24 protein-coding genes and 1 pseudogene are annotated in these 26,321 nt (G+C 71.3%); 13 read left to right on the top strand and 12 right to left on the bottom strand.

Annotated elements, in window-relative coordinates; all coding sequences use genetic code 11:
- Positions 1 to 22 precede the first annotated feature (22 nt).
- The 3 genes and pseudogenes from OYE22_RS24820 to OYE22_RS24810 all read left to right on the top strand — a co-directional run.
- Entirely contained in the window at positions 23 to 703 is a 681-nt protein-coding gene (locus OYE22_RS24820) for a response regulator transcription factor (protein WP_277322458.1), read from the top strand.
- Between the two features lie 433 nt (positions 704 to 1,136).
- Positions 1,137 to 2,603: an alpha/beta hydrolase gene (locus OYE22_RS24815; RefSeq protein WP_277322457.1), complete on the top strand. Its 1,467-nt coding sequence runs from the start codon at positions 1,137 to 1,139 to the stop codon at positions 2,601 to 2,603.
- Positions 2,604 to 2,961: 358 nt separating this feature from the next.
- Positions 2,962 to 4,053, top strand: a pseudogene (locus tag OYE22_RS24810) (acyltransferase); the annotation flags it as partial.
- Positions 4,054 to 4,563: 510 nt separating this feature from the next.
- On the opposite strand, the gene OYE22_RS24805 reads toward OYE22_RS24810, so the two are convergent.
- Both OYE22_RS24805 and OYE22_RS24800 read right to left on the bottom strand, forming a co-directional pair.
- Complete coding sequence (locus tag OYE22_RS24805; RefSeq protein WP_277322456.1) at positions 4,564 to 5,580, bottom strand: aldo/keto reductase; 1,017 nt, start codon at positions 5,578 to 5,580, stop codon at positions 4,564 to 4,566.
- 5 nt (positions 5,581 to 5,585) lie between these two features.
- On the bottom strand, positions 5,586 to 6,056 hold the full coding sequence (locus tag OYE22_RS24800) for a MerR family transcriptional regulator (RefSeq protein ID WP_277322455.1): 471 nt from the start codon (positions 6,054 to 6,056) through the stop codon (positions 5,586 to 5,588).
- A 269-nt stretch (positions 6,057 to 6,325) separates the two neighbouring features.
- Between OYE22_RS24800 and OYE22_RS24795 the strand changes: the two genes are divergently transcribed.
- Complete coding sequence (locus OYE22_RS24795; RefSeq protein WP_277322454.1) at positions 6,326 to 7,144, top strand: serine hydrolase domain-containing protein; 819 nt, start codon at positions 6,326 to 6,328, stop codon at positions 7,142 to 7,144.
- A 128-nt stretch (positions 7,145 to 7,272) separates the two neighbouring features.
- On the opposite strand, the gene OYE22_RS24790 is transcribed toward OYE22_RS24795, so the two are convergent.
- The gene (locus OYE22_RS24790) at positions 7,273 to 7,944 is read right to left on the bottom strand and encodes a pirin family protein (RefSeq protein ID WP_277322453.1); all 672 of its coding nucleotides are present in this window, start codon (positions 7,942 to 7,944) and stop codon (positions 7,273 to 7,275) included.
- A 70-nt stretch (positions 7,945 to 8,014) separates the two neighbouring features.
- Between OYE22_RS24790 and OYE22_RS24785 the strand changes: the two genes are divergently transcribed.
- The 5 genes from OYE22_RS24785 to fabF all read left to right on the top strand — a co-directional run bounded on the left by OYE22_RS24785 (position 8,015) and on the right by fabF (position 12,931).
- Entirely contained in the window at positions 8,015 to 9,193 is a 1,179-nt protein-coding gene (locus OYE22_RS24785) for a helix-turn-helix domain-containing protein (RefSeq protein ID WP_176161427.1), read from the top strand.
- Positions 9,194 to 9,288: 95 nt separating this feature from the next.
- Entirely contained in the window at positions 9,289 to 10,230 is a 942-nt protein-coding gene (locus OYE22_RS24780) for an ACP S-malonyltransferase (RefSeq protein WP_277322452.1), read from the top strand.
- Between the two features lie 13 nt (positions 10,231 to 10,243).
- Positions 10,244 to 11,257 carry a ketoacyl-ACP synthase III gene (locus tag OYE22_RS24775; RefSeq protein WP_277322451.1) on the top strand — a complete coding sequence of 338 codons (1,014 nt, stop codon included), beginning with the start codon at positions 10,244 to 10,246 and terminating at the stop codon, positions 11,255 to 11,257.
- 96 nt (positions 11,258 to 11,353) lie between these two features.
- Complete coding sequence (locus OYE22_RS24770) at positions 11,354 to 11,602, top strand: acyl carrier protein (RefSeq protein ID WP_176161430.1); 249 nt, start codon at positions 11,354 to 11,356, stop codon at positions 11,600 to 11,602.
- Positions 11,603 to 11,668: 66 nt separating this feature from the next.
- Positions 11,669 to 12,931: a beta-ketoacyl-ACP synthase II gene (gene fabF, locus OYE22_RS24765; RefSeq protein WP_277322450.1), complete on the top strand. Its 1,263-nt coding sequence runs from the start codon at positions 11,669 to 11,671 to the stop codon at positions 12,929 to 12,931.
- A 388-nt stretch (positions 12,932 to 13,319) separates the two neighbouring features.
- Here fabF and OYE22_RS24760 read toward each other — a convergent pair whose 3' ends face one another.
- On the bottom strand, positions 13,320 to 13,814 hold the full coding sequence (locus OYE22_RS24760; protein WP_277322449.1) for a DUF3145 domain-containing protein: 495 nt from the start codon (positions 13,812 to 13,814) through the stop codon (positions 13,320 to 13,322).
- 322 nt (positions 13,815 to 14,136) lie between these two features.
- Here OYE22_RS24760 and OYE22_RS24755 point away from each other — a divergent pair, with 322 nt between their 5' ends.
- On the top strand, positions 14,137 to 15,036 hold the full coding sequence (locus OYE22_RS24755) for an SGNH/GDSL hydrolase family protein (protein WP_277322448.1): 900 nt from the start codon (positions 14,137 to 14,139) through the stop codon (positions 15,034 to 15,036).
- A 166-nt stretch (positions 15,037 to 15,202) separates the two neighbouring features.
- Here the strand turns inward: OYE22_RS24755 and OYE22_RS24750 are convergent, their stop codons facing one another.
- A complete protein-coding gene (locus tag OYE22_RS24750) occupies positions 15,203 to 16,042 on the bottom strand; it encodes an EI24 domain-containing protein (protein ID WP_277322447.1) in 840 nt (279 codons plus the stop codon).
- Between the two features lie 181 nt (positions 16,043 to 16,223).
- Positions 16,224 to 17,264 carry an NADP-dependent oxidoreductase gene (locus tag OYE22_RS24745; RefSeq protein WP_277322446.1) on the bottom strand — a complete coding sequence of 347 codons (1,041 nt, stop codon included), beginning with the start codon at positions 17,262 to 17,264 and terminating at the stop codon, positions 16,224 to 16,226.
- 88 nt (positions 17,265 to 17,352) lie between these two features.
- Between OYE22_RS24745 and OYE22_RS24740 the strand changes: the two genes are divergently transcribed.
- Together OYE22_RS24740 and OYE22_RS24735 are read left to right on the top strand one after the other, a co-directional pair.
- Positions 17,353 to 17,796 (top strand): MarR family transcriptional regulator, encoded by a 444-nt coding sequence (locus OYE22_RS24740; protein ID WP_187064306.1) that lies wholly within the window; start codon positions 17,353 to 17,355, stop codon positions 17,794 to 17,796.
- 13 nt (positions 17,797 to 17,809) lie between these two features.
- The gene (locus OYE22_RS24735; RefSeq protein WP_277322445.1) at positions 17,810 to 18,430 is read left to right on the top strand and encodes a DsbA family protein; all 621 of its coding nucleotides are present in this window, start codon (positions 17,810 to 17,812) and stop codon (positions 18,428 to 18,430) included.
- 566 nt (positions 18,431 to 18,996) lie between these two features.
- Here the strand turns inward: OYE22_RS24735 and OYE22_RS24730 are convergent.
- On the bottom strand, positions 18,997 to 20,487 hold the full coding sequence (locus OYE22_RS24730; RefSeq protein ID WP_277322444.1) for a pyridoxal-dependent decarboxylase: 1,491 nt from the start codon (positions 20,485 to 20,487) through the stop codon (positions 18,997 to 18,999).
- A gap of 329 nt (positions 20,488 to 20,816) precedes the next feature.
- On the opposite strand from OYE22_RS24730, the gene OYE22_RS24725 reads away from it, so the two are divergent.
- Positions 20,817 to 21,335 carry a hypothetical protein gene (locus OYE22_RS24725; RefSeq protein ID WP_277322443.1) on the top strand — a complete coding sequence of 173 codons (519 nt, stop codon included), beginning with the start codon at positions 20,817 to 20,819 and terminating at the stop codon, positions 21,333 to 21,335.
- Between the two features lie 49 nt (positions 21,336 to 21,384).
- Here OYE22_RS24725 and OYE22_RS24720 read toward each other — a convergent pair whose 3' ends face one another.
- The 5 genes from OYE22_RS24720 to OYE22_RS24700 form a co-directional block, all read right to left on the bottom strand.
- Positions 21,385 to 22,158 (bottom strand): maleylpyruvate isomerase family mycothiol-dependent enzyme, encoded by a 774-nt coding sequence (locus OYE22_RS24720; RefSeq protein WP_277322442.1) that lies wholly within the window; start codon positions 22,156 to 22,158, stop codon positions 21,385 to 21,387.
- Positions 22,159 to 22,169: 11 nt separating this feature from the next.
- Entirely contained in the window at positions 22,170 to 22,664 is a 495-nt protein-coding gene (locus OYE22_RS24715) for a methylated-DNA--[protein]-cysteine S-methyltransferase (RefSeq protein WP_277322441.1), read from the bottom strand.
- Positions 22,665 to 22,698: 34 nt separating this feature from the next.
- Positions 22,699 to 23,697, bottom strand: a complete 999-nt coding sequence (locus OYE22_RS24710; protein WP_277322440.1) for an LLM class oxidoreductase — start codon at positions 23,695 to 23,697, stop codon at positions 22,699 to 22,701.
- 783 nt (positions 23,698 to 24,480) lie between these two features.
- Positions 24,481 to 25,380, bottom strand: coding sequence for a LysR family transcriptional regulator (locus OYE22_RS24705; RefSeq protein ID WP_277322439.1), 900 nt, complete (start codon positions 25,378 to 25,380; stop codon positions 24,481 to 24,483).
- A gap of 358 nt (positions 25,381 to 25,738) precedes the next feature.
- Positions 25,739 to 26,200 (bottom strand): Lrp/AsnC ligand binding domain-containing protein, encoded by a 462-nt coding sequence (locus tag OYE22_RS24700; RefSeq protein ID WP_277322438.1) that lies wholly within the window; start codon positions 26,198 to 26,200, stop codon positions 25,739 to 25,741.
- Positions 26,201 to 26,321: the final 121 nt, after the last annotated feature.

Here is a 26,321-nt window from a genome sequence, read left to right as displayed (position 1 = left end):
AGACGAAGGACCTCAGTAACCCATGACCACCCGCGTGATCATCGTTGACGATCAGGCCATGGTGCGGGCGGGCTTCGCCGCGCTCCTGGCCACGCAGAGCGACATCGACGTCGTCGGCGAGGCCCCGGACGGGAAGCAGGGGGTCGAGGTCAGCCGGTCCACGCACCCCGACGTGGTGCTCATGGACGTCCGGATGCCCGAGATGGACGGGTTGGAGGCGGCCCGGCAGCTCCTGTCGCCGCCGCCGGGCGTCGTGCACCGGCCCAAGGTGTTGATGCTGACCACGTTCGACGTGGACGACTACGTGTACGAGGCGCTGCGCGCGGGCGCCAGCGGCTTCCTCCTCAAGGACGCGCCGCCGGCCGACCTGATCTCGGCGGTACGGATCGTCGCTCGGGGCGAGGCGCTGCTCGCGCCGTCGGTGACCCGCCGCCTGATCGCCGACTTCGCCCGGCAGCGCCCGGCCCCGCGCCGGGACCCCGCGCTGCGCCTCCAGGGCCTCACGCCTCGCGAGACGGAGGTCCTGGAGTTGATAGCCCGGGGCCTGTCGAACTCGGAGATCGCCGCCTCGCTCGTGCTGGCCGAGCAGACCGTGAAGAGCCACATCGGCCGGGTGCTGGCCAAGTTGGGGCTGCGCGACCGCGCCCAGGCCGTGATCTTCGCGTACGAGTCGGGCCTGGTCACCCCCGGCGACGCCCCCTGACCTGACCGGAGGGGGGACTGTCGGAGGGCGGGCTGCCCGAGGACGGGGCGGCGGGCGACGGGGGCCCGGGCGGCGGAGGTTTGTGGCGGTCGGTTCGGTCGGCATGCCCCGTCGTCATGTGCCGGGCCGGCCTCGTGTGCCGCGTCCGAGCCTGATGTCGCGGCCCTGCTCCCCGGGCGGGCGGACTCCGCACGCTCTGCCTCCGCTGCCTCGCCCCCCGCACCGGGCCGAGCGACCGGCCCCGTGCTCAGGTGTGCCCCGCTGACCTGGGCGTACGGCAGCGACCCCCTACCCCAGTAGCACCCGGCAATACCTCGGAGCTATCCGCGAGTTGGCTCCGAGGCATCAAGTGCCGCGACCCTTTCGCTTCCTACCTTCCCCTCGTCAGGCCGCCAGGACGGCGCGCGGCCACGGACGAGGGAAGTGAGCGGCGATGGTGCAGCGGGGGCAGCACGACGAGCGGAAGCGGTACGCGCGGGGCGCGGGGCTGCTGGCCGAGACGGCCGAGACACGGCCGGCCGCCGCCGCGTCCCCGTCGGCCACGGCCGGCTCCTCCGTCACTCCGCGCGCACGGCGCGGACGGCGGCGGCGCGCGGGGCGGGGCAGACGGACCCTGGTGGCGCTCGCGCTCGCGGTCACCACCGTGACCGGCACCGCGGGCTGGGCCGTGGCCCACGAGCAGCCCGCCATCACCGGCCCGCCGCCGGGCGCCGCGGCCTGGCGCGCGGACGACTCGCTGGGCCGCCCCCTGCCCGACCCGGCGACCGCCTCACCCACCGCCGTGGCCCGCTTCTTCGCGGGCCTCACCACCGCCGAGCAGCACACGCTGGCCCAGCGACACCCGCTGATCACCGGCAACCTGGACGGCGCCCCGATCACCCTGCGGTACGAGGCGAACGAGCGGGCCCTCGCGGTCGAGCGGGACCGGGAGTTGACCCGCGCCCGGGACGACGGGCTGACCTCGCAGGGCCGCGACCGCGCCCGCGACCGCGCCGAGCGCTATGCCGCGCTCCTCGCCGGCGACCGGCAGATCCTCGCGTTCGACCCGCGCGACCGAGGCCAGGTGGCGGAGGTCTACGGGGACCTGACCCGGGCCCGCCACACGGCCGTCATCGTGCCGGGCTCGGACATCGACCTCGGCTCGTACGCCACCCCAGCCACACCGTCCCCCGCGGCCACGGCCACGGCCGGCCGGGCGGACGGTCGCCCCGACGGCGGGGCGAGCACACCGCCGGCCGGCGCCGAGGCGGCTACGACGGCGGCTGCGACGCCGATCGGTATGGCCACGTCGCTGCGGACCGAACTCGCGCGCCAGGCCCCGCACACCGGCACCGCCGTCATCTCCTGGACCGGCTACTCCACGCCGGTGGGCCTCGGCCTGGACGCGGCGACGGGCCGGCTCGCGCGGGCGGGCGCGCCCCGACTCGATCGGTTCCTGGCCGGGTTGGCGGCCGCCGACGGCGCGCCCACCGCCCCGCCAACCGTGCTCTGTCACAGCTACGGCTCGGTGGTCTGCGGGCTCGCCGCGCACCGGATCGGCCCCGACGCCTCCGACCTGGTCGTCCTCGGCAGCCCCGGCACCCGCGCGGACAGCGTGGCCGACCTGGGGACCAGCGCCAGGGTGTGGGCCGCCAAGGACGGCTCCGACTGGATCGGCAAGATCCCGCACGTCGAGTTGTTCGGCCTCGGTCACGGTGCCGACCCGGCAGGTGACGGCTTCGGCGCCCGCCGGCTGTCCACGGCACGCGTCGACGGCCACGCGGGGTACTTCGCGCCGAACACCGAGTCGCTGCGCAACTTCGCCCGCATCACGCTGGGCGACTTCGGCGCGGTGCGCTGCGCGGTGGGCTCCGACAGCACCGCCGCCGACGTTCGGGGGTGCGTCAGTGATCTGCTCTGAACGCGGGACGTCAACCCCGGCGGCCCACACGGGCACCGACGACCACGGTGAGAAGAGCCCTGATGGGAGCGGCCCGGGCGCGGAGGGGCTGGGCGCGGAAGCCCCGAACGCGGAGGGCCCGGGTGCGCAGGGCCCGGACGCGGAGGGTCGGGGTACGAGTGGGCCGGGCGGACCAGGGCCGGGCGAGGAAGGACCGGCGACAAAGGGGTCCGGGGCGGAGGAGCTGAGGGCGGAGGGGGCGAGGGCGAAGAGGCCGGGGGCGGAGGGGCCGGGGACGGGTGGCCACGACCGTGCCCAGAGCGGCTCGCGATGGGACGCCGGCGGGCCGCTAGCGCGGGCCCGCCGTGCCGCCCGCCGCATCGACGCCGGTACGCCGGCCGAACGCGACCGGGCCATCGACGGGCTGCGGGCGCTGGCGCTGCTGGCCGTCGTGCTCGGCCACTGGCTGCTGGGTGGGCTGACCCGCGGTGACGGCGGGGTGCTGGAGACCGCGAGCCCGCTGGCGTCGCTGGACCAGTTCGCACCGCTGAGCTGGGTCCTTCAGCTCCTGGGCCTGTTCTTCCTGGTCGGCGGGTACGCGTCCGTGCGCTCGTGGCGCCGGGCGGAGGCCCGTGGCGTGCGCACGGGCCAGTGGCTGTGGGCCCGGCTGGTGCGGTTGGGGCGGCCGGTGGGCGCGCTCGCGGTCGCCTGTGCGGTCCTGGTCGCCGAGCTGCACGCCGTGGGCGTACCCGGCGGGACGCTGCGCACCGCCCTCACGCTGGTGGCACAGCCCCTGTGGTTCCTGGCCGTCTACGCCGTCCTCACCGCGCTCACCCCGTACTGCGACCGCGCGGCGCGCCGCGCCGGAGCCTGGTCGGCGGTGCCGCTGCTGTTGTGCGTGGCCGCCGTTGACCTCCTGCGGTACGGGCCGTACGCGCAGTCCGTGCCCTCCGTGGTCGGGCTGCTCAACGTGCTGCCTGGCTGGCTGTTCGGGTACCAGCTCGGTGTGGCCTGGGGGTGCGGGCGGCTGGATCGGCGCGGGGGTTGGCTGTTGCTGGTCGGGGGCGCGGCGCTGTTCGCGGTGCTGGTCGGCGAGTGCGGCTACCCGGCGAGCATGGTCGGCGTACCCGGCGCCGACCGCACCAACTCGCACCCACCGTCCCTGCTGGTGCTCGCGCTGGCCGCCGCTCAGTGCGGGGCCGCGATACTGCTGCGCGGGCCGCTGGCCCGCATGTTGCGACGGCCGCTGCTGTGGGCCCCGGTCGCGCTGATCAACCTCTCGGCGGTGACCGTGCTGTGCTGGCACCAGTGGGCGCCGCTGGCCTTCGCCGTGCCCGCCGCGTGGTTCGGTGACGTGCCGGGGCTGGTGGCGGCGCCGGATTCGGTGGACTGGCTGTTGCTGCGCTGCGCCTGGCTTCCGCTGTTCGCGGTGGTCTTGCTGGTCCTGGTGCGGTGGGCCCGCCAGTTCGAGCGGGGCCCGGGCACCCAGGCCGCCGGGCGGGCGCGGCGGATAGGGCCCGGGCCGGAGGCGCGGGACGCGCTCTCAGCGCGGGAGGCCACGCCGACGCCGCCAGCCCGGGCGGCGCGGCCCGCGCGGCCGACGCAGCCGGCGCACGAGGGGGGAGGAGCCCTTCCCCCGCCCGCGGTGCCACCGGCCCAGGCCACACGGTCGGCGTCATCCGAGCGGGAGGCGATACCGTGCCGGCCGCGCCGCCCGTAGCCGGTACCGGCCGTCACCTCACCCAGGACCCGCACGACGCGAACGCCCATGCCCCGACGCCCGTGCGCCCCCGACGCCGCTGCCCGAGCGCCGACACCCGCCCCGGGGGCGTCGACACCCGCCCCGGGCACCCGACCCGCGCCCCGGTCCAGTTCCTGCCCGCCAACCGGGACCCGGCCCCACCCCCCGGCCCGCCCGCTCCCCGGTCAGGAGCCGGCGTGCCGTGCGGGCGGGCCCCCGGCCGGCCTCCGCCAGGGGGCGCTACTCGCGGCCCGCCGCCGTGAACGACATGTCCGCGTAGCGTCCGCCCGTGACCCGGCTGGCGATCGGTTCCAGGGCGGCGAGTTCGGCCGCGTCCAGGGTGAGGTCGGCGGCGGCGAGGTTCTCGTCCAGCCGGGAGCGCTTGCGGGTACCCGGGATCGGGACCACCGCCAGGTCGTGCACCCGGGACCGCTGGTGCACCCAGGCCAGGGCGACCTGGGCGAGCGTCACCCCGCGTTCCTGGGCGATGCCGCGCACGGGCTCGAGGAGGGCGGCGTTGGCGGCGGCGTTGTCGCCGGTGAAGCGGGGCTGGGTGCGGCGCCAGTCGTCCTCGGCCAGTTCCTGGTCGGCGTGGACGAACGCGCCGGTGAGGAAGCCACGGCCGAGCGGCGAGTACGGCACGAAGGTGACGCCGAGCTCACGCGCCGCGGCCACCACGCCCTCCTCCACGTCGCGGCTGAACAGGGACCACTCGGACTGCACCGCGGCGATCGGGTGCACGCCGTGCGCGGCGCGCAGTTCGGTGCCGGAGACCTCGCTCAGCCCGAGGTGCTTGACCTTGCCCTCGGTGACGAGTTCGGCCATGGCGCCCACGGTCTCCTCGATCGGCACGTCGAGGTTGCGGCGGTGCATGTAGTAGAGATCCACGTGGTCCACGCCGAGCCGGCGCAGGCTGCCCTCGATGGACTGCCGGATGTAGTCGCGGTCGTTGCGAATCTCCTGGTACGACGGGTCGTCCTCGCGGCGTACGATCGCGAACTTGGTGGCCAGCGTGATCTCGTCACGGTGGGCCTTGACGAAGGGGGCGAGGAACTCCTCGTTGCGGCCGAAGCCGTAGATGTCGGCCGTGTCGAAGAGCGTGACGCCCCGTTCCAGGGCGTGCTCCAGGGTGGCTCGGGCCTCGGCCTCGTCGGTCGGGCCGTAGGCGTGGGACATGCCCATGCAGCCCAGGCCCTGCACGCCGACCAGGGGGCCGTCCGTGCCGAGGGTGACGGCCGCGATCTTCTCGTTGCTCATGGCGCTCAGGCCCTCTCCGACGCCCGCCGGGCGTCAGCGTAGTTGTCGATCTTGTGGTCGAGGATCGCGAGGGTGCCCTGCAGTTCGGCGATGCGGCGCCGTACGTCCTCCCGGTGCGCGGTGAGCAGTTTCTCGCGTTCGGGGAAGGTGTGCTCGCCGGCGCGGACCAGTTCGGCGTAGCGGACCATGTCCGCGACCGGCATGCCGGTCAGTCGGAGCTTGCCGACCAGGTCGAGCCAGTTCAGGTCCCGGTTGCTGTAGCGGCGCTGGCCGGTGTGTGACCGGTCCACGTGTGGCATCAGGCCGATCCGCTCGTACCAGCGCAGGGTGTGCGCGCTGAGCCCGGTCGCGGTGACGACCTCGCTGATCGTGTAGCGGTCCTGGCCGGTCGGCCGTGGATGTACCAGCGGCCGCGCGCACGCCGACACCTCGGCTGCGGGAGCCGTCGTGGCGTATGCGCTGTCCGTCACGGTCATGCCGTCCACCCTTCGCAGGTTGCCTGTCCCTCGCGGCGTCTTCAACGCTAGAGAGTTGGAGTGCACTCCAAGCAAGCGCCGATATTGCGAAGTCGTTGCCCGCGGGCCACGGCAGGGCGGCCCGTCCCCCCGGCGGGCCGGTCGAGCCGGCCGGCCGAACCCGACCCGGGCGGGCGGTCGGGCGGACGAGCACGCGAGCAGGCGAGCGGCCCGACGTGGAGCGGGCCCTGTTCGTCGTGCGGCACGGGCCAGGTCGTAGGCTCCCTGCCATGGAAAGCCTGCGGATCATCGAGAACTGGCCGGTCCCCGCCGCGGCGGCGGCCGTCGTACGCGCCGATGGCACCGTGGTCGGGACGCACGGCCCGATCCGTGACCGCTTCCCGCTCGCGTCGGTCACCAAGCCGCTGGTGGCGCTCGCCGCGCTGGTCGCCGTCGAGGAGGGTGCGGTCGAGCTGGACGAGCCGGCCGGTCCGGCCGGGTCCACGGTGCGGCACCTGCTCGCGCACACCTCGGGGCTCGCCTTCGACGAGCACCGTACGATGGCCGGCCCGGGTGAGCGGCGCATCTACTCCAACGCGGGCTTCGAGGTGCTCGGCGAGCACATCGCGGCGGCCACCGAGATCCCGTTCCCCGAGTACGTGCGGCAGGCGGTGTTCGAGCCGCTCGGCATGGCCGACAGCGAGCTGGCCGGTTCGCCGGCCAAGGACGCGGTCTCCACCGTGGCCGACCTGGTCGCCTTCGCCGCCGAGTTGCAACACCCCCGCCTGGTCGCGCGGCAGACCCTCGCCGACGCGACGTCCGTGGTCTTCCCGGGCCTTGGCGGCGTGCTGCCCGGCTACGGGAACCAGCGGCCGAACGACTGGGGCCTCGGCTTCGAGATCCGCGCGCACAAGTCGCCGCACTGGACGGGCTCCGCCTCCTCGCCCGCCACGTTCGGCCACTTCGGGCAGGCCGGCACGTTCCTGTGGGTGGACCCGGCGGCCGGCGCGGCCTGCGTGGCGCTGACGAACCGGGCGTTCGGCCCGTGGGCCATCGAGGCATGGCCGGTTCTCACCGACGCGGTGCTCGCCGAGCTGGCACGAACCTGACGCCCTCCGCTCGCTTACGGACCGGTGACGGGCGCCGCCGCGGGAGGGCTCGCCCGTCACCGGCCCCCGGGCCCCCGGGGCGTCAACCGTCCGGCGCGTCGACACGCCCGCGGCCATACCCGCCGGCCCTAGAAGCCGTAGTCGGGCTCCGCGTGCATCTCCCAGACCAGGAACTCCGTCTCGCCCACCGCCGTGCCCCGCAGCCCCGGCCGCTCGAACAGGCGCGCGGCGTCCCCCGGGCCCAGCGTCTCGCCCGCCAGCCGCAGCCCGCCGCGCACCACGTGGACGTAGATCGCCGGCGCGTCGGGCAGTTCGGTGTGCGCGCCGTCCGCGAGCCGGCGCGGGTGCAGCACCGCCTCGGTGCGCTCCAGCGCGTACGGGGTGGCGTCGGAGATGCCCCGTACCACCTCGTACTCGGGTTCGCCGCCCCAGGCCGCAGGCGTCAGCCACATCTGCACGAACCGCAACGGCCGGCTGCCCTCGTTGCGCTCGCTGTGCCGTACGCCGCTGCCGGCGCTCAGCCGCTGCACGTCGCCGGGGCGGACAACCGTCCGGTGCCCGGTGGAGTCCTCGTGGGTGAGTTCTCCCTCGATCACCCAGGTGACGATCTCCAGGTCGCGGTGTGGGTGCTCGTCGAACCCGGCGCCGGGCGCGAGGTACTCCTCGTTGCACGCCGCCAGCAGTCCGAACCGCACGTTGTCCGGGTCGTAGAAACCCGAGAAGGAGAAGGCATGCCAGGTCTCGACACCCGGTTCGACTCCGCCCCGGTAGCGCTCATCAGCCCGCTGCACCCACGTCATCGGCCCACGGTAGCCCCTGCGCTGACCCCGTGCCCCCGCGCACCCCACCCGATAAGGCAGGCTTGTCTCCGTGCCTGAACCCGCATCCGCTACCCCGCACCCGCATCCCGCGACGCTCCGCCGATTGGAGAAGTCGTCCGGCAAGCTCGCGGCGGTCGCCATCGCCCGCATGGACGAGCAGCTCCCGTGGTATCGGGCGATGCCACCCGAGAACCGCTCCTGGATCGGCCTGGTCGCCCAGGCCGGTATCGCGGCGTTCACGGAGTGGTTCCGGCATCCCGAGACGCCGCAGGCCATCAGCACCGACGTGTTCGGCACCGCGCCCAGGGAGCTGACCCGGGCGATCACGCTGCGGCAGACCGTGGAGATGGTCCGTACGACCATCGAGGTCATGGAGTCGGCCATCGACGAGGTGGCGGCGCCCGGTGACGAGTCGGTGCTGCGCGAGGCGGTCCTGGTCTACGCGCGCGAGATCGCGTTCGCGACGGCCCAGGTGTACGCGCAGGCCGCCGAGGCCCGGGGCGCCTGGGACGCCCGGCTGGAGTCGCTGGTGGTCAACGCGGTGCTCTCCGGCGAGGCGGACGAGGGTGCCCTCTCGCGGGCCGCGGCGCTCGGCTGGACCTCGCCCGAATCGGTGTGCGTGGTGCTCGGCACGGCCCCCAGCGGCAACAGCGAGTTGACGGTGGAGGCCATCCGGCGCGCCGCCCGGCACGCCAAGGTGCAGGTGCTGACCGGGGTGCTCGGCGAGCGGCTGGTGGTTATCGCGGGCGGTTCCGACAATCCGCTCCAGACGGCGAAGGCCCTCATCGGCCCGTTCGCGCCCGGTCCCGTGGTCGCCGGCCCGGTGGTGGGCGACCTGGTGTCGGCGACCCGTTCGGCCGGGGCGGCGGCGGCCGGCCTAAAGGCGAGCGCGGCCTGGCCCGACGCTCCGCGACCGGTTCTCGCGGACGATCTCCTGCCCGAACGAGCGATGGCGGGCGACCCTGCCGCTCGTGAACAGCTAGTGGAGGAGATCTACAGACCGTTGAGCGAGGCGGGCTCGGCCCTCCTGGAAACGCTGAGCGTGTACCTGGAGCAGGCGAGCAGCCTGGAGGGCGCCGCCCGGATGTTGTTCGTGCACCCCAACACCGTGCGCTACCGGCTGCGACGTGTGACCGACGTCACCGGGTGGTCACCTTCCGACGTGCGGTCGGCGTTCACGCTGCGTATCGCGCTCATCCTGGGGCGGCTGACCGACGCCGGAACGTGAGTCCAGGGTTTTGTCCAAGCCCAACAATTCCCCACACGGTTCTTCGTCCCTGTCCCCACGGGCGTTCGGGACCCCGCACAAGAGAGAGTGTGAGAGTGCTCGTACTCGTCGCTCCCGGCCAAGGCGCTCAGACGCCCGGCTTCCTCACCCCCTGGCTCGAACTTCCCGGCGTTGAGGACCAGCTTCGCGCCTGGTCCACCGTCCTCGACCTCGACCTCGTCCACTACGGGACGAAGGCCGACGAGGACGAGATCCGGGACACCGCCGTGGCGCAGCCGCTGCTCGTGGCCGCCGCGCTGGTCTCGGCCCAGCAGCTCTTCCCGACCGCGGAGGACTTCTCCGCGAAGGTGGGCGTGGCGGCCGGGCACAGCGTCGGCGAGGTGGCCGCGGCCGCGCTGACCGGCGTGCTGTCGACCGTGGACGCGCTGCGCCTGGTGCGCAAGCGCGGCCTGGCGATGGCCGAGGCCGCGGCGGTGGCCGAGACCGGCATGGCCGCCCTGCTCGGCGGCGACCAGGACGTGGTCCTGCCGCACCTGGAGAAGCTGGGCCTGACGCCGGCGAACGTGAACGGCGCGGGCCAGATCGTGGCCGCCGGCACCGTCGAGCAGCTCGCCGCGCTCGCCGCAGACAAGCCGGAGGGCACCCGCAAGGTCGTGCCGCTCAAGGTGGCCGGCGCCTTCCACACCCAGCACATGGCGCCCGCCGTCGCGGCCCTGGCGTCCGCCGCGACCCAGCTCGTGCCCGCCGACCCGCACACCCGATACGTGTCCAACAAGGACGGCCAGCTCGTCGCCGATGGCAAGGACGTCATCGACCGGCTGGTCGGCCAGGTCGCCAGCCCCGTGCGCTGGGACCTGTGCATGGAGACCTTCAGCGACCTCGGCGCCACCGCCCTCATCGAGGTGGCGCCCGGCGGAGCCCTGACCGGGCTGGCCAAGCGCGCGCTCCCCGGCGTGCAGCACGTGGCACTGAAGAAGCCGGACCACCTCGAAGCGGCCCGCACGCTGATCGCCGAGCACGCTGTCCCGGCCGAATAGGAGTCCTCAGAGCATGACGTCGAAGATCAAGCCCGCCAAGGGCTCCCCGTACGCGCGCATTCTCGGCGTCGGCGGCTACCGCCCGACCCGGGTGGTGCCGAACGAGGAGATCCTCAAGCACATCGACTCGTCGGACGAGTGGATTCGTTCGCGCTCCGGCATCGCCACCCGGCACTGGGCCGGCCCGGAGGAGACCGTGGCCGCCATGTCCGTGGAGGCCGGCGGCAAGGCGATCGCCGACGCCGGAATAACCCCGGACCAGATCGGCGCCGTGATCGTCTCGACGGTCTCGCACTTCAAGCAGACCCCGGCCATCGCCACCGAGATCGCGCACCGGCTGGGCACCGGCAAGCCCGCCGCGTTCGACATCTCCGCCGGCTGCGCCGGTTTCGGCTACGGCCTGACGCTGGCCAAGGGCCTGATCGTCGAGGGCAGCGCGGAGTACGTGCTGGTCCTCGGCGTGGAACGGCTGTCCGACCTGACGGACCTGACGGACCGCGCGACGGCGTTCCTGTTCGGCGACGGCGCCGGCGCCGTGGTGGTCGGCCCGGCGAAGGAGCCCGGCATCGGCCCCACGGTCTGGGGCTCGGAGGGCGACAAGTCGAACACCATCATGCAGACCGAGTCGTGGGAGGTCTTCAAGGACGCCCAGGACCGCAACGAGGTCCGCTACCCGGCCATCACCCAGGAGGGCCAGGCGGTCTTCCGCTGGGCCGTCTACGAGATGGCCAAGGTCGCCCAGCAGGCCCTGGACCAGGCCGGCGTGCGGGCCGAGGACCTCGACGTCTTCATCCCGCACCAGGCCAACATGCGCATCATCGACTCGATGATCAAGACCCTCAAGCTGCCGGAGCACGTCACGGTCGCCCGCGACGTGGAGTCCACCGGCAACACCTCGGCGGCCTCCATCCCGCTCGCCATGGAGCGGCTGTTGGCCACCGGCCAGGCGAAGAGCGGCGACACCGCTCTCGTCATCGGCTTCGGGGCGGGTCTCGTCTACGCCGCCACGGTCGTTACCCTCCCCTAGGTCCGTACGATCGACCCGCGGATTCACCGCTTCACCGCAGCCCGGAACCCTCGGGGCTGCACACCTCATCGCACAACATCGAAGGAGAGCGCCAACATGGCCGCCACTCAGGAAGAGATCGTCGCCGGTCTCGCAGAGATCGTGAACGAGATCGCCGGTATCCCGGCCGAGGACGTCCAGGTGGACAAGTCCTTCACCGACGACCTGGACGTCGACTCGCTGTCCATGGTCGAGGTCGTCGTCGCCGCCGAAGAGCGCTTCGACGTCAAGATCCCGGACGACGACGTCAAGAACCTCAAGACCGTCGGCGACGCGACGAACTACATCCTCAAGCACCAGTCCTGAGGCACCGCCTGTCGCCACCCGAGCGGTGGCGCATTCCGCACCTCTACCCGTGGAGAAAGAATTCCTGTGAACGCGACCAATCGCACGGTGGTCGTCACCGGTATCGGCGCAACCACACCGCTGGGTGGCGACAGCGCGTCATTCTGGGAGGGTCTGCTCGCCGGACGCTCCGGCGTCAGCCCCCTCACGCAGGACTGGGCGGCCGAGCTGCCCGTCCAGATCGCGGCACAGATCGCCGTCGACCCCGGTGAGTCCATCCCCCGGCCGCAGGCCAGGAAGCTCGACCGGTCGGCGCAGTTCGCGCTGATCGCGGCCCGCGAGGCGTGGGCGGACGCCGGGTACACCGGCAAGGCCGGCGCCGAGGCGGCCGTCAACCCCGACCGGCTCGGCGCGGTCATCGCCTCCGGCATCGGCGGCGTCACCACCCTGCTCGGCCAGTACGACATCCTGCGGGAGCAGGGCGTGCGGAAGGTCTCCCCGCACACCGTGCCCATGCTGATGCCGAACAGCCCGGCGGCCAACGTCGGACTCGAGGTCAACGCGCAGGCCGGCGTGCACACCCCGGTGAGCGCGTGCGCCTCCGGCGCCGAGGCCATCGGCTACGCCGTCGAGATGATCCGCAGCGGACGCGCCGACGTGGTCGTCGCGGGCGGCACCGAGGCGGCCATCCACCCGCTGCCCATCGCCGCCTTCGGCAACATGATGGCGATGACCAAGAACAACGAGGACCCCGAGGGTGCCTCGCGCCCCTACGACACGGGCCGGGACGGCTTCGTGCTCGGCGAGGGCGCCGGCGTCGTGGTCCTGGAGTCGGCCGAGCACGCCGCGCAGCGCGGCGCCACGGTGTACTGCGAGGCCGTCGGGCAGGGCCTGTCCGCCGACAGCCACCACATCGCGCAGCCCGAGCCCTCCGGCAGCGGCATCGCCAACGCCCTGCAGAACCTGCTCGACGGCACCGACCTCGACCCCGCCACGATCACGCACGTCAACGCGCACGCCACCTCCACGCCGCTGGGCGACGTGGCGGAGCTGAAGGCGCTGCGCAAGGTGTTCGGCGACGACGTCGACCACATGGCCGTCTCGGCGACCAAGTCGATGACCGGCCACCTGCTCGGCGGCGCCGGCGGCATCGAGACCGTCGCGACGGTGCTGGCACTCAAGCACCGGATCGCCCCGCCGACGATCAACATCTCCGAGCTCGACCCGGAGGTGGACGGAGACATCGTGCGCGACGAGCCGCGCGCGCTGCCCGAGGGCACGATCGCGGCGCTGAACAACTCGTTCGGCTTCGGCGGCCACAACGTGGCGCTCGCCTTCCGCACGGTCTGACCCCGCCGAGCACCCCGCTCGACCACACCGGCCCCGCCCGACGGCTACCCCACGGCGACGGCCCGCGTGACGCGGCGGCCCCGCGTGACGACGTACGCACAAGCGCCCGTCCGGTCTCCACTCGACCGGGCGGGCGCTTCTGCGTTCGCGGCGTACCGGCCCGACGACACGCCACGGACGGCCTACGGCGGGAGTGCGCGAGGTACGACGGGGGCGGCGCATCGCACGGGGCGTACGGCAGGGAAAGACACCCGGCGGCGTGCGGCGCACGGCACGCGGCGCACGGCAAGCGGTCTACGGCGGGAGCAGGCCCGGGCGGCCTACGGCGCGCGCCCGCACAGCGCGACACCGCGCTCGCCCGCCGGCTCGCGCCGTGGACGGCGTCGGCTCAGACGACCTGGTGCAGCCAGCGCACCGGGGCGCCTTCGCCGGCGTACCGGAACGGCTCAAGCTCGTCGTCCCATGGCTTGCCCAGCAGCCGGGTGAGTTCCGAGGCGAGTTCGCTCTCGCCTCGCGAGGCGCGGCCGAGCGCGGCGCGTAGCCGGTCCTCGGGGATCAGGATGTCGCCGTGCATGCCGGTGACGGCGTGGAAGATGCCCAGCTCCGGCGTGGAGCTGTAGCGCTCGCCCTCGGCCGTGGCGCACGGCTCGGCGGTCACCTCGAAGCGCAGCAGGTGCCAACCGCGCAGCGCGGACGCGAGCTTGGAGGCGGTGCCGGCCTGACCCTGCCAGGAGAACTCGGCGCGCCAGGTGCCGGGCGCGGCGGGCTGTCTGATCCAGTCCAGGGTGACGCGCACGCCGAGCACGCCCGCGATGGCCCATTCGACGTGCGGACACAGCGCGCGCGGGGCGGAGTGTACGTACAGAACTCCACGTGTCGTCACCGGGACCTCCAGTGCGGTTCGAGGTTCGCCTTCCCCAGCGGCCTCGCGTTCCGTACCGGCCTGAGCCCAGGACAGCAACCATTCTGCCCCAATGATCACACCCGCACCAGCCCCCGAGGCTACCTGCAGTAAACACTACTGGGGGTAATTCTCTCGAAATGGGACAGGAAATGACGCGATGTAACCTGCCAGCGCGGAAACGCATACTCCCACGGTTGGCACCCACCCCACACGGGCAAAGCTACCGCGCGGCGATACCGAGGGGATGACGTACCGTCGGTCTCGGATACATATCATTGCGCGGCCCGAGAGGGGAACAGCGGTGCGGGATCACGCTCAGTCAACACGTCTGCGGCGCTCCACCGCGGCTACCGCCCTGCTGGCGTGCGTGGCGTTGCTCGCGGGGTGTACGAGCGACTCCGGCGAGGCCGGCGCGAAGAGCGCCCGGTCGGGGGCCAACCGCCCGGTCGCGAAACCCACTCCCACGTGGGACCCCCGACCCGGCTCGATCGCCTCGGTCGGTGACTCGATCAGCCGCGGCTTCGACGCCTGTTCGGTGCTCTCCGACTGCCCGGAGGCGTCCTGGTCCACCGGCATGGACGTGGACAGCCTGGCCCGGCAACTGCTGCCGAACCCACAGCGCCGCGCCTGGAACTACGCCAAGACCGGTGCCGTGATGGCCGACCTGCCGGCCCAGATCAGCGCCGCCACGGCCAAGCGGCCCGAGTTGGTCACCGTGCTGATCGGCGCGAACGACGCCTGTCAGGACACGGTCGCCCAGATGACGCCGGTGGCCGACTTCCGGGCCGACTTCGCCGCCTCGCTGAACACGCTGCGCCGCGCGCTGCCCAAGACGCAGGTGTACGTGGCGAGCGTGCCCGACCTCAAGCGACTGTGGTCCGAGGGCCGCAAGGACGCGATCCGGCGCCAGGTGTGGAAGCTGGGCATCTGCCCCTCGATGCTGCGCGACGCGCAGTCCACCCACGAACGGGCCAACGACCGGCGCGACCAGGTACACCAACGGGTGCGGGACTACAACGAGGTGCTGCGCGAGGAGTGCGCCAAGGTCGTGCTCTGCCGCTACGACAAGGCGGTGCACGACTACCGCTTCACCGATGACGAGCTGAGCAAGTGGGACTGGTTCCACCCCAGCAAGGAGGGCCAGCGGAAGCTGGCCTCCCTGGCCTACACCGAGATCACCCGCCGCGACGGCGGCGCCTAGCCCGGCGCGGGACCACCCCGGCCCACCCCAGCGGCGTACTCCGCGAGGGAGTTGCCACACATCTCCGCTCCCCCGCCGCCGGGCGCGCCACCGTACCGGGTCAGCGCGGGGCGCGGCGGCGTCAGCCGTACGGGTCATGTCGCACGGCCCGAACGCGCCGCGCGACTCAGCCGTACGGAGTGGGGCCGACGGGGCCGTGCGGCGCGCCCGTACCGGCACCGCCCGTGCCCGCCGCGGCCTCGCCCGGGGCGGGTCCGTCGTCGGAGGTCGGTTCGCCGAGCAGGTCGCGGGCGAGCAGCGTCGCCCCGGCCACGGCACCGGGCATCACGATCACGGCGGCCAGCGGCACCAGGAAGAGCAGGGTCAGCGGCACGCCGAAGCCGAGGACGAGCAGCTTGCGGGAGCGCAACAGACGCAGCCGCTCGGCGAGCGGGACCCGGCGGCGCGCGAGCGCGACGGCGGCCAGTTCCTCGGTGAGGAAGAAGCCGGAGACGCAGAAGTCGATGGCGGGGATCGCGGTCTGCCCGATCACCGGCAGGAAGCCCGCCGCGAACAGCAGCGTGCCCCACAGCGCCACGCGCGCGAGGACGGCCGTGCTCTCCCGCGCGGAGATGAGCAGTTCGCGCCAGAGCGGCAGCCCCGACGAGGGGACGTGGCCGTCGATGGCCAGGTCCACGCGCTCGGAGAGCGACTCGTAGAACGGCTGGCCCACCAGGAGCGTGACCGCGGTGAAGGTGATCAGCGCGAGGAGCAGGCAGCCGCCGAAGAACAGCACCGCCAGCGCGCCACGGAACAGGCCGAGCCAGGGTGTGCCCCAGTCGTCGGCGAAGGGCGTCAGCCAGGCGATGACGTCGTCGGTCCACCAGCCGAGCGCGACCAGCGCGGCGACGTACCCCACCAGGGTGATCAGGGCCGGCACCATGCCCAGCCCCCACGAGCGGGGGTGGCGGGCCACCCAGCGCTGACCCTTCATCAGATAGCCCAAGCCGGCCGCCAGATCTCGCATGGGCGCAGCTTAGGCGGTGACCGGTCGGAAGATCACCGGGGGCCCGGAACCGTCGTGGCCGACGGTGGCCGCGGCGCCGGTGGACCGCCAGCGACACCTCCTGGTGACGCGGGGGTCGTGCCGGGCCCGGGCGCCCGCCCGGGCGGTGGGCACGGGCGGGCGCCCGGGTGGGCGGGGGCTGTCAGTCGCCGAGGCTGACGATCATCTTGCCGACGTTCTCGCCGCGCAGCATGCCGAGGAAGGCGTCCACGGCGTTCTCGATGCCGGCCACCACGGTTTCGCGGTGGCGCAGGCTGCCGTCGCGCAGCCAGCCGCCGACCTCGTTCACGAACTGGGGGCGCAGGTCGAAGTGGTCCGTGACGAGCAGGCCCTGGATGCGCAGCCGCTTGCCGACGATCAGCGGCAGGTTGTGCGGCGCCGGGGTCGGCTCGGTGGCGTTGTACTGCGCGATCATGCCGCAGGCGGCGACCCGGCCGTGCACGTGGAGGGAGTCGATGGCCGCGGCCAGGTGGTCCCCGCCGACGTTGTCGAAGTAGACGTCGATGCCGTCGGGGGCCGCCTCCCTGAGCTGCTCGGCGACCGGGCCCTTCTTGTAGTTGAAGGCCGCGTCGAAGCCGTACTCGTCGAGGAGGAGCCGCACCTTCTCGTCCGAGCCCGCGCTGCCGATGACCCGCGAGGCCCCCTTGAGCCGGGCGATCTGGCCGACCTGGCTGCCGACCGCGCCCGCGGCGCCGGAGACGAAGACCGCGTCGCCCTCCTGGAAGGCGGCCGAGCGCAGCAGCCCCGCGTAGGCGGTGAGGCCGGTCATGCCGAGCACGCCGAGGTAGGCGGAGAGCGGGGCGACGTCCGGGTTGACCGTGCTGGCGTCCTTGCCCGCCACCAGCGCGTACTCGCGCCAGCCCAGGCGATGCGTGACGTGGTCGCCGGGCCGATACTCGGGGGTGTCGGGGCCGACGGCGACGACCACGCCGACCGCGGCGCCGTCCATCGGCTCGTCCAGCCCGAAGGGCGGCACGTACGACTTGACGTCGTTCATACGGCCGCGCATGTAGGGGTCGACCGACATGTGCGTGTTGCGCACCAGGATCTCGCCCGGGCCCGGCTCGTCGATCGCGATCTCGCGGAGCGCGAAGTCGTCCGGCGTGGGCCAGCCCTTCGGGCGGGCGACGAGGTGCCAGGCGCGGCTGGTCGCGGGGAGGCCGGTCGGGTGGGTGACGGACATGCGGCGGAACCTCCAGTTACTTCAGGTGGTGAAACAACCATGCACTTGGATATTTCATGGTGTCAAGCAACGCGGTACCCTGACCCGTATGGCCCCACGCATCGACCCGCTCACCTTCGAGGTCATCGAGCTCATCGGCACCGTCGTCGCGCGCTACCACGAGGAGTACGAGCACGCGGCGGCGCAGCACGCGCTGACCGGTGCGCAGGCCAGGGTGCTCGGGCTGCTCGCGCGTGAGCCGATGCCGATGCGCCGGATCGCGCAGCAGCTCAAGTGCGAGCCGTCGAACGTCACCGGCATCGTGGACCGCCTCGAAGGCCGGGGCCTGGTCGAGCGTCGCCCCGACCCGACCGACCGTCGGGTCAAGCTCGCCGCCACCACCGAGTCGGGCATGGAGACCGCGGTCCGGCTGCGCGGCTCGCTCGACTTCGCGCGAGAGCCGCTGGCCGGCCTCTCGCACCAGGAACGCATGGTGCTACGTGATCTTCTGCAACGGATGCTGGAGATCACCCCGGAAGAGCCCGCTGAATAGTTAGGTTCGGACCATGAGCGATCAGACCACACGCCACTCCGTTGACTTCTACTTCGACCCGGCCTGCCCCTTCGCCTGGATCACCTCCCGCTGGATTCTGGAGGTGGAGCAGCACCGCGACCTTGACCTGCGCTTTCGCGTCATGAGCCTGTCCGTGCTCAACGAGGGGCGGGACGACATACCCGAGCGCTACAAGGAGTCCCTCGCGCGCAACTGGGGCCCGGTGCGTGTCTGCATAGCCGCGGCGCAGCAGCACGGCGAGGGGGTGCTGCGCGAGCTGTACACGGCGCTGGGCACCCGCATCCACAACGAGGGCCGCCAGGCGGACCGGAAGCTGATCGAGGAGGCACTGGCGGAGGTCGGCCTGCCGACGGAGCTGGCGGACGCCGCGGACACCACCGCGTACGACGAGGCGCTGCGCAAGAGCCACCACGAGGGCATGGACCCGGTGGGCCAGGAGGTAGGTACACCGACGCTGCACATCGACGGCGTCGCCTTCTTCGGTCCCGTGCTGACCGCCATCCCCCGTGGCGAGGAGGCCCTGCGCGTCTTCGACGGGGCCCGGCTGCTGGCCGGCTACCCGAAGTTCTTCGAGCTCAAGCGCTCCCGGACCGGGGAGCTGGACTTCTCCTGAGGCACCACGCGGGGCGGTGGCGCGGTGGCCGGGTCGCCGCTGCGCCACCGCCCCGCGCGCCACGTCCCCTCCGCGCCGGCCCGGTCGCTCAACTCCCGCCTCAACACCGCGGCAGGCGTGGGGGTTTGGTACGTACGACGGCGCGACGGGCCACTTCCGGCCACGTCGCGCCGACCAATTCTGTTCGCGGGGCGCGTCGTTACGCTCGGCCGCTGGGTTTGCGGGTTTCGTTCGGGCCGCGTTTCTGACCGAGTGGTCCTCGCGGCCCGACCGCATCGCACCCGCTGCGGTCGGGCGCGCCGGGGGTGTCCTCCGGCGCGTGGACAACGCTGGCCGTGACCGCAGCCTGCTCTCGTGCCGGGCCCGGGGGCCCGGCTCCCGCACGCCGCTGACGCCTACCGACTCCCCACCGGCGGCGTCCTGTCGCGTGCGGCGTGCGTACTTCATACCTCGTCCGGCGCGTGCCGTGGCCGACACACCACGGGTCCGGCACCGGAACGGCGGGCCGGCGGCGGGGTGTTCGGCGACCGGAGCGTGCCGGTCCGGCTCGCTGTCGTGACCGCTCGTCAGCCGGGGATTCCGACGGCGATACGGGCCTTGTCCATCTCCTCCACCAACGCGGCGACGTCGGCGGCCTCGGTGCGGTAGCTCGTGATGCACAGCCGCAGCGCGGCGCGGCCGGACAGACGCACCGGGCTGATCCACGCCTGCCCGCGCTCGACCACCTTGTCCGCGACGGCCGAGTGCCAGGCCCAGCTCTCCGCCGGGCTCAACCGCTCGTCGACCGCCGGGTCCACGACGCACACCAGGGGCAGCGGCGTGTCGTTGATGCGGTGCCAGCCGCTCTCCGTCGCGCGGACGGCGAGCAGCCGGCCGAGCGCGGTGTCGCGTTCGACCTGGGTGGCGTAACCGTCCTGCCCGGTCACGGCCAGCCCGAGGAAGACCTTGAGACCGATCAGCCGGCGCGACCACTGCACGCTGTTGGTGTAGGGGTCGCTGCCCACGGTGTCCGCGGGCATGTACGAGGTGCTGACCCGGAAGCTCTCCGCGACCGCCTGCGGGTGCCTGCTCAGGAACATGCCGGCGCCCATCGGTGCGGACATCCACTTGTGGGCGTCCACGGTGACGCTGTCCGCGTGCTCGATACCGGCCAGCATGGGGCGCAGTTCGTCGGAGAAGGCGACCGTGCCCGCCCAGGCCGCGTCGACGTGCAGGTGCGTGTTCCACTCGGCGGCGCACGCGGCCAGCTCCGGCAGCGGGTCGAGGGCGCCGCCGCCGGTGGTGCCCGACGTGCCGACGAGCAGGAACGGCCGCATGCCGGCCGCGACATCGGCGGCGTGCAGCCTGCGGAGTTCGTTGATGTCCATCCGGTAGCTGTCGTCGACCGGGACCAGTCGCACCGCGTCCCGGCCGAGTCCGGTCATGTGCGCGATCTTCAGCCAGGCCAGATGGCTTTCGGCCGAGGCGTACATCACCGGCTGGCCGGGAACGGCCGCCAGGCCGCGGTCGGCGTACTCCGGGAAGTGCCGGGTGAGCGCGATGAGCACCGCGCTCAGGTTGGCCTCGGCGCCCCCGGTGGTGAACGAGCCGGCCACCGGGGACGGCAGGCCGAGCCGGCTGGCCAGGAAGCGCAGCACGTGCTGCTCGATCTCGACCGCCGCCGGCGCGTGGCTGTACGCGGCGAGCTGGGGGTTGAACGCGGCGGTCAGCAACTCGCCGGCGACGCCCCACCAGTGCGGGGTGGGGTTGAACAGCCCGAAGTAACGGGGGTGGGTGGTATGGACGCCCCACTGCGCCAGCCCCGTGGCCACGTCGGCCAGCACCGACTCGGCGGAGTGGGGCGTGGAGAAGTCATACTCGCCCACCCACTTGCGGATCTGGTCGCTGTCGAACGACACGGGCGCCACGGACCCGTCGGCCACGCCGTCCGCGTGCTTGCGCACCAGCGTGACGGTGGTTTCGAGTAACTCGTCCACCTGCTCCGGGCCGATGTCCAGGGGGCTCGGCTTGAGGAGCCAAGACTCCGTTAGGTCGGCAGAAATAAGATCACTCATCATCGCCTATCTCGTCTTGAGGTTGCGCGAATCGCGCGGAAAGTAGCACGGGGATATTCCCCCGGCACCGAAAATCTACAACCAATAAGGGCTGCTGCCAAGAGGTGGTTTTCAAAAGGAGAGTCGCATCCGACGCTCCCGACATCTCTATGCCGCCGCGGGGTTCAGGAGAATTTACTCAGCCCGGCACTTGAAAAGACGAGAAGCGGGGTAGGTACCCTGTGACCCTCATCGGTCGAATGCGGCCGAAGGCATGGCGCATTCATCCAGCTCAAGTCCCCTGCATTTTCGACCCAGGCACCGCAGTTGCTGACACGGCGAAAGGGAGCACAGTGGAGCAGGCCAAGATCACCGACATCGCACAGGACCGGTCCGAGGCGAAAATAACCCTCATCGGCGTTCCGACCAAGCCGAGCGTGACTGGTCAGATATTGCGGGCCCTTGCGGTTTCCGGGCTCGTCGTTGGCACGATTTCCCAAAGCGCGAACCGATCGGCCGACGATCGCATCGATATCACCTTCACCGTCCCGAACAAGCTGGGCTGGCGGGCGATGACGCAGTTGACGAATCTGCGTACCGCCTTCGACTTCGACGAAGTTCTCTTCGACGACCACATCGGCAGGGTATTGCTGCGCGGATTCGGTATGCGGGCGGACCCCGGCGTTCTCGCCAAGTTCTGCGAGACGCTGGCGCGTCACCGGATCAGCATCGATCTGATCACCACCTCGGAGCTCCAGATCTCGGCGGTCTGCCACGATTCCCGGTTGGCCGAGGCAGTGCGCGCGCTCAGTGCGGCCTTCCAGCTCCCGGCTGTCTCGGAACCGAAGGTCTACGCCGGGTTGGGACGATAGGAAGCCTTCGGGGTGTGCGTCTCATGTGCCCCGGATCGCGGTGGCGGGTTCAGTCCGTACACAGGACCCGCACCCGGTCCGGGGCACCGTGCGTGAGGGGGAGCGGAACCCTGCGCCACAGGCCGAGGTAGAGATGCTCGGCCGGGCCACTGAGCAGGACGTCGGCTTGGTCGTCGGCGTGCTCTCCGGCGGCCTGGCGGCCGGTGGTGAGCACGGTCTCCACCGTGCCGTGATCGATCGTGACGGACCACCGCGCCCCCTGTGCCGCCTCGTCGGTGGCGTGGACGACCGCCGTCCAGCGGGCGTCGGCGATCTCCTCGGTACGCAGCGGCAGTTGGATGTCCAGGATCTCGCCGATGCCGTCCAGACAGGCCCGCGTCGGCAGTGCGCGTTCCCGTCCCAGCGCGTGGTGCGCGTCCCAGGTGTGCACCAGCGCCTCGTGCGCGATGCAGCGCGGCCAGAAGTCGAGTCGCTGGGGCTCGCGCGACCAGTTCCAGACGTGTGTCTCCGGGTCCAGCGCGCGCAACTGCTTGACCATGGCGTGCGTCTGGTCCGCCGCCCACGCGGCGACCTCGGGATCGGGCCGTGGGGTGGCGTCGGTGAACTCCGGCTCCGGGCCGGCCGCGTCGATGACGGCGTTGACGAAGTACGCGATATTGCCCACGTGGTGCACGAGGTCGCGCAGCCGCCATCCCGGGCAACTGGGCACCGTGACGTCCAGGTCGTGCGCCGAGATGTCGAGTAGTTCCGCGGTCCACGTCTCGATAAGGCTCAGGTACTCCTCATCGGTGAAACATCGCTGCTTGGGGGAGGCAGCAGTCATCGGGCGCTCTCCTAGAAGAGGGAGTCAGCTTGGTTTTCGTGGTGGCGCAACCAGCGCTTGATGTCCAGGCCCCAGGTATAACCACCCAGGTTGCCGTCGGTGCGGTGCACGCGGTGGCAGGGCACGAGAATGCCCACCCGATTCACCGCGCAGGCGCGACCGGCCGCACGCGGCGCCTTGGGAAGCATTTCGCTGTAGGTCATCGTCACCCCCGCGGGCTGATCCCTCAGACGTTGCCAGGCTTGTTGCATCAGGGCCGTACCGGGTTGGCGTACCTCTATGGCGTCAATTGCCGTGAGATCGCCGTCGAAATACGCCCGCAAAGCCGCTGCCGCGGCGGTCGGCTCGCCTCGCGGTGAAGTCGGCTCGTGCGGTATGTCCAAGGAGTCGAACAGTTCCTCGGCCGTACGGGCAAATCCACACACCGCCACCGCGCCGTCCTCGTGACTGACGACCACCAACGGCCCGACGGGGGTGTCCAGCACTTCGCTGCCCAGGGTTTCCATTGCTCCACTACCGCTGTTCACTACCACTGTTCCGCTACCACGCGGGCCGCTGGGGTGCCGGCGCGGTCAGCGCGGGGAAATGCGGGACGACTTCCTCGGCCAGTTGGGCCACCACCTCGGCGGCCGGTCGCTGGCCGTGCTGGACTCCCAGGGCCACGTGGTTGATGCCGGCGTCCTGCCAGCGCCCCAGCAGCTCCAGGAGGCCGTCGGTTCCGGTCCGCAGGATGAATCCGGCCCGCAGTGCCGTGCGCTCGTGTCGCCGGTCCTCGACCAGATCAATCCACGCATTCGTCGCCACCGGCTTGAACCGGCCACTCGGAATGAGTTTTCGCCATGCGGCCGCGTTTTCCCCCAGGGCCCTCGGTCCGGCCGCGTTGACCATGGCCCCGGGGTACGTCAACCAGCCATCGGCGTGTTCCGCGATCCACTCCGGGTCCTGCTGCGAAGAACCCGTCACCAACAACGGAACACGGCCACTGACCGGTTTCGGCAGTACGTCGACGCCACCGCTCAGGCGGCCCAGCGGGGAGGACACGGTGGGGCGTTCGGACTCCAGGACGGTCCGGAACATCTCCACCGCTTGCCGGTAACGCTCGCCCCGCGTCGGGAAGTCGATCCCGTAGGCCGGGAACTCGGCCGGCCGGTCGCCGGAGGCCGCGCCCAGGACCAGGCGACCGCCGGACAACTGGTCGATCGAGGCGGCCTGTTTGGCCAGGTCGATCGGGTGTCGCAGGGTGAAGACGACGCTCCCCGCGGCCAGCGCCGCGTGGTTGGTGTGCGCCGCCAGCCAGGTCAGGTACGTCCAGGGATCGAAGACCTGCCCGACGTCGCCGAAGCTCGGATCGAGCAGGGGTACGTCCCGCACCCAGATCGCCGCGAAGCCGGACCGGTCGGCGAGTTGAATCGCGTCACCCTGCCCGACCATCCGCGTCATGTCACCGGTGTAGGGCCACAACGGCAGGAACAGGCCGACTGTCAGCTTGCCCGGGGTGAACATCCTGAGAAAGCCAGGATGCTCGTCCGTGAGGTCCATCCCGGATATACCTACTTCCCGTGTAGAAAGGTCGGCTCTCCGTGACGCTATCAGAAACTTCACGGCGCTGATCTGCGGGATCAGGTATAGCGAATCTGAATAGAGATATGCCGGAAACGTATTTCACGTGGCCTCGGAGCGATTAGCGGAAGAGGTTCCGCTTAGCGCCTCCTTTGCCGCCGGGCTCCGGACGACTCTGTGACGTAACTAACCCGTGACCCTGCGCAGCGCGCTGACCTGCTCCGGAACCGGAAGGATCTCATCCTTCCACGGTTCGGGGCACCGCCCGGGGCACATCGGCGAACCGGTGTCGGTTCTCGACCCGACGCTGGCCGGGCGGGGTGCGGGCGGCTCGCGACGGGGCGCCGCGGCGGGGCCTCGCCCGGCGGGTTCGCCGGGCGCCAGCGCGAGGAGCCGTACGAGCCACCGGACTGTCGTACGCGATCGCGCTTATGCCCCGCTTTCCCCCTTCCAAGGGTGGCGGGTGCGCCCGATGATGCGGGTGCGACCTTGCCGACCCATGCGTTTTGGCCATGTACGTGGCTGGCGGGACGCAGATGCCCACGAGCGGGCCGAGGGGGTGTTGCGGCTGGTCGTGTGGGCCGGGATCGTGTCAGGAGGGGCAGGAGGGTCACGACGGGCATGACGTTCGACGCGGGTTCACGCTGTGGGGAGCGGCGAGCGTCGCAGGTCACGCCGGATATCTCGGAGGGTGACGAAGGGCGTGGAGGGGGCAGAGGGTGGACACATCACGTGCGCTGTACAGGCAACGATGTCCGGGGGTTACGTACTGCCCGACTGTTGCTCGATGGCCTCTTTCGCGACAGCGATGAACTGCCGCAGGGGCGGCGAGACGCTGTCCGCGCGCCAGGCCAGGGCGATGGTGGACATGGGCGCGTCGCGGATGTTGACGAACACCAGGTCAGGCCGATTATAGAAGCGGCACGCGCCCTCGGTGGTGATACTGACCCCGTGACCGGCCGCCGCCGCCTGCAGCTCGCTTTCGAAAGAAGCGGCTTCGACACCGACGACTTCCGGAGCGCCACCCCGCTGATCGTTGAACATCCAAAAATCTCGCCACGCCCCATTTCCTGGCGGCGCGATGAGTGGTTCTTTGAGCAACTGGGCAACACTGACGTCGACGCCGCGCGCGAGCGGGTGATCGACCGGCATGGCGGCGACCAGTCGCTCCTCGGTGAACACCAAGTGATCCAAACCCGATGTCTGATGCGGGAGGCGAAGGAAGGCAACATCTGTCGTGCGATCCGCCAACCCCGCCGATGTGTCATTAAAGTCAAACTCCCGCACCTCGACCTTGACATCGGGGAAGCGCTTGCGGAACATCTGTAGCACGAGCGGAGTGAATTCAAGGGCCGCGGCAACCAGGAAGCCCACCTTGAGACGACCGCTCTTGCCTTCGGCCGCGAGCTGCGCCGCGCCGATTGCCTCGTCGAACGCCGCTACCGCAACGCGGGCGTTCACGAGGAACTCCGCCCCAGCGGCACTCAGAGTGACGCCGTGTGGATGTCGGATCAGGAGTTGTAACCCGAGTTCCCGCTCCAACTGGCGGATCTGCCGGGAGAGCGATGGCTGGGCGACCTTGAGCCGGCCCGACGCCCGGGTGAAGTTGCCTTCCTCAGCGACGCCTATGAAGTAGCGGAATTGCCGTAGATCAACCGTCATGAACGGTGAGTGTACGCTGCGCGTGCGCTTTGTGATCGCTATCGACGGCACCAACCGAGCCCCGCCGCGCTCGATTTGGCCAACCTATTTCCACGCTTATCAATGAATTGCGGGCCGAACGCGTCATACGCCGGCCCATCCCCCATATACCCGCTGCGACCAGCGCTTCCTCACCGATCACGCAGGCTTGACATAGTCACCTCAAGTGCGAATCGGCGCGGCGCCAGGCCGGGCCCGAGCTGCCCTCGGATGGATCGCCCGGGAGCGATGTCGTATCGCTCCCAGGGCTTCAAACGTCTCCATGCGGCGATCTCGCCCTCATCGAAAGCAAGCGTTCGCCTCGGCACCGGGTGTGATTTCACTCATGTCCCGCGAGTAGCCCCCGGTTGCCCTTGACTACCTTCATGGTTAAGTGCGTCGTCACTTGTGCGACTCCCGGCAACCGGCACAGGGTTTCGGCGTAGAAGCGCTCATAGGCCGTGATGTCCGCCACCGCGATACGCAGCAGGTAGTCCGGGTCACCAAAGAGCCGGTGCGCTTCCAGTACCTGGGGTAGGGCGGCCACCTTGGCCTCAAATTCGGTCATAAGATGCCAATCCCCTTGTTTCAGCGCCACCGTGGCGAAGGGCTGGAATCCCGAGTCCAGGAAACTGCCATCCAGGTCCGCTCGGTAACCGCGTATGACCCCAATTCTTTCCAGGTTCCTGACGCGCCGGAGGCACGGCGTCGGGGTCAATCCCACCTTGGCGGCAAGATCAGCATTGGTTAACCGACCGTCCCGTTCAAGCTCATGGAGGATCATGCGATCAATTCTGTCCATGGTGGTTGATCATGCTACAACCCATGCGCAAAAAACAAGGACTTAGCGTCAGTTGCTAGCGACCTTGGGGTACAGTAATTCCAGCGCCCAACAATGAAGGTCCCGTCGGCTGCCTTCTGAC

It is taken from the genome of Streptomyces sp. 71268 (assembly GCF_029392895.1).
Lineage (GTDB): Bacteria > Actinomycetota > Actinomycetes > Streptomycetales > Streptomycetaceae > Streptomyces.
Note: the sequence above shows the minus strand (reverse complement) of the source record. Positions and strands in the feature narration are given on the sequence as shown.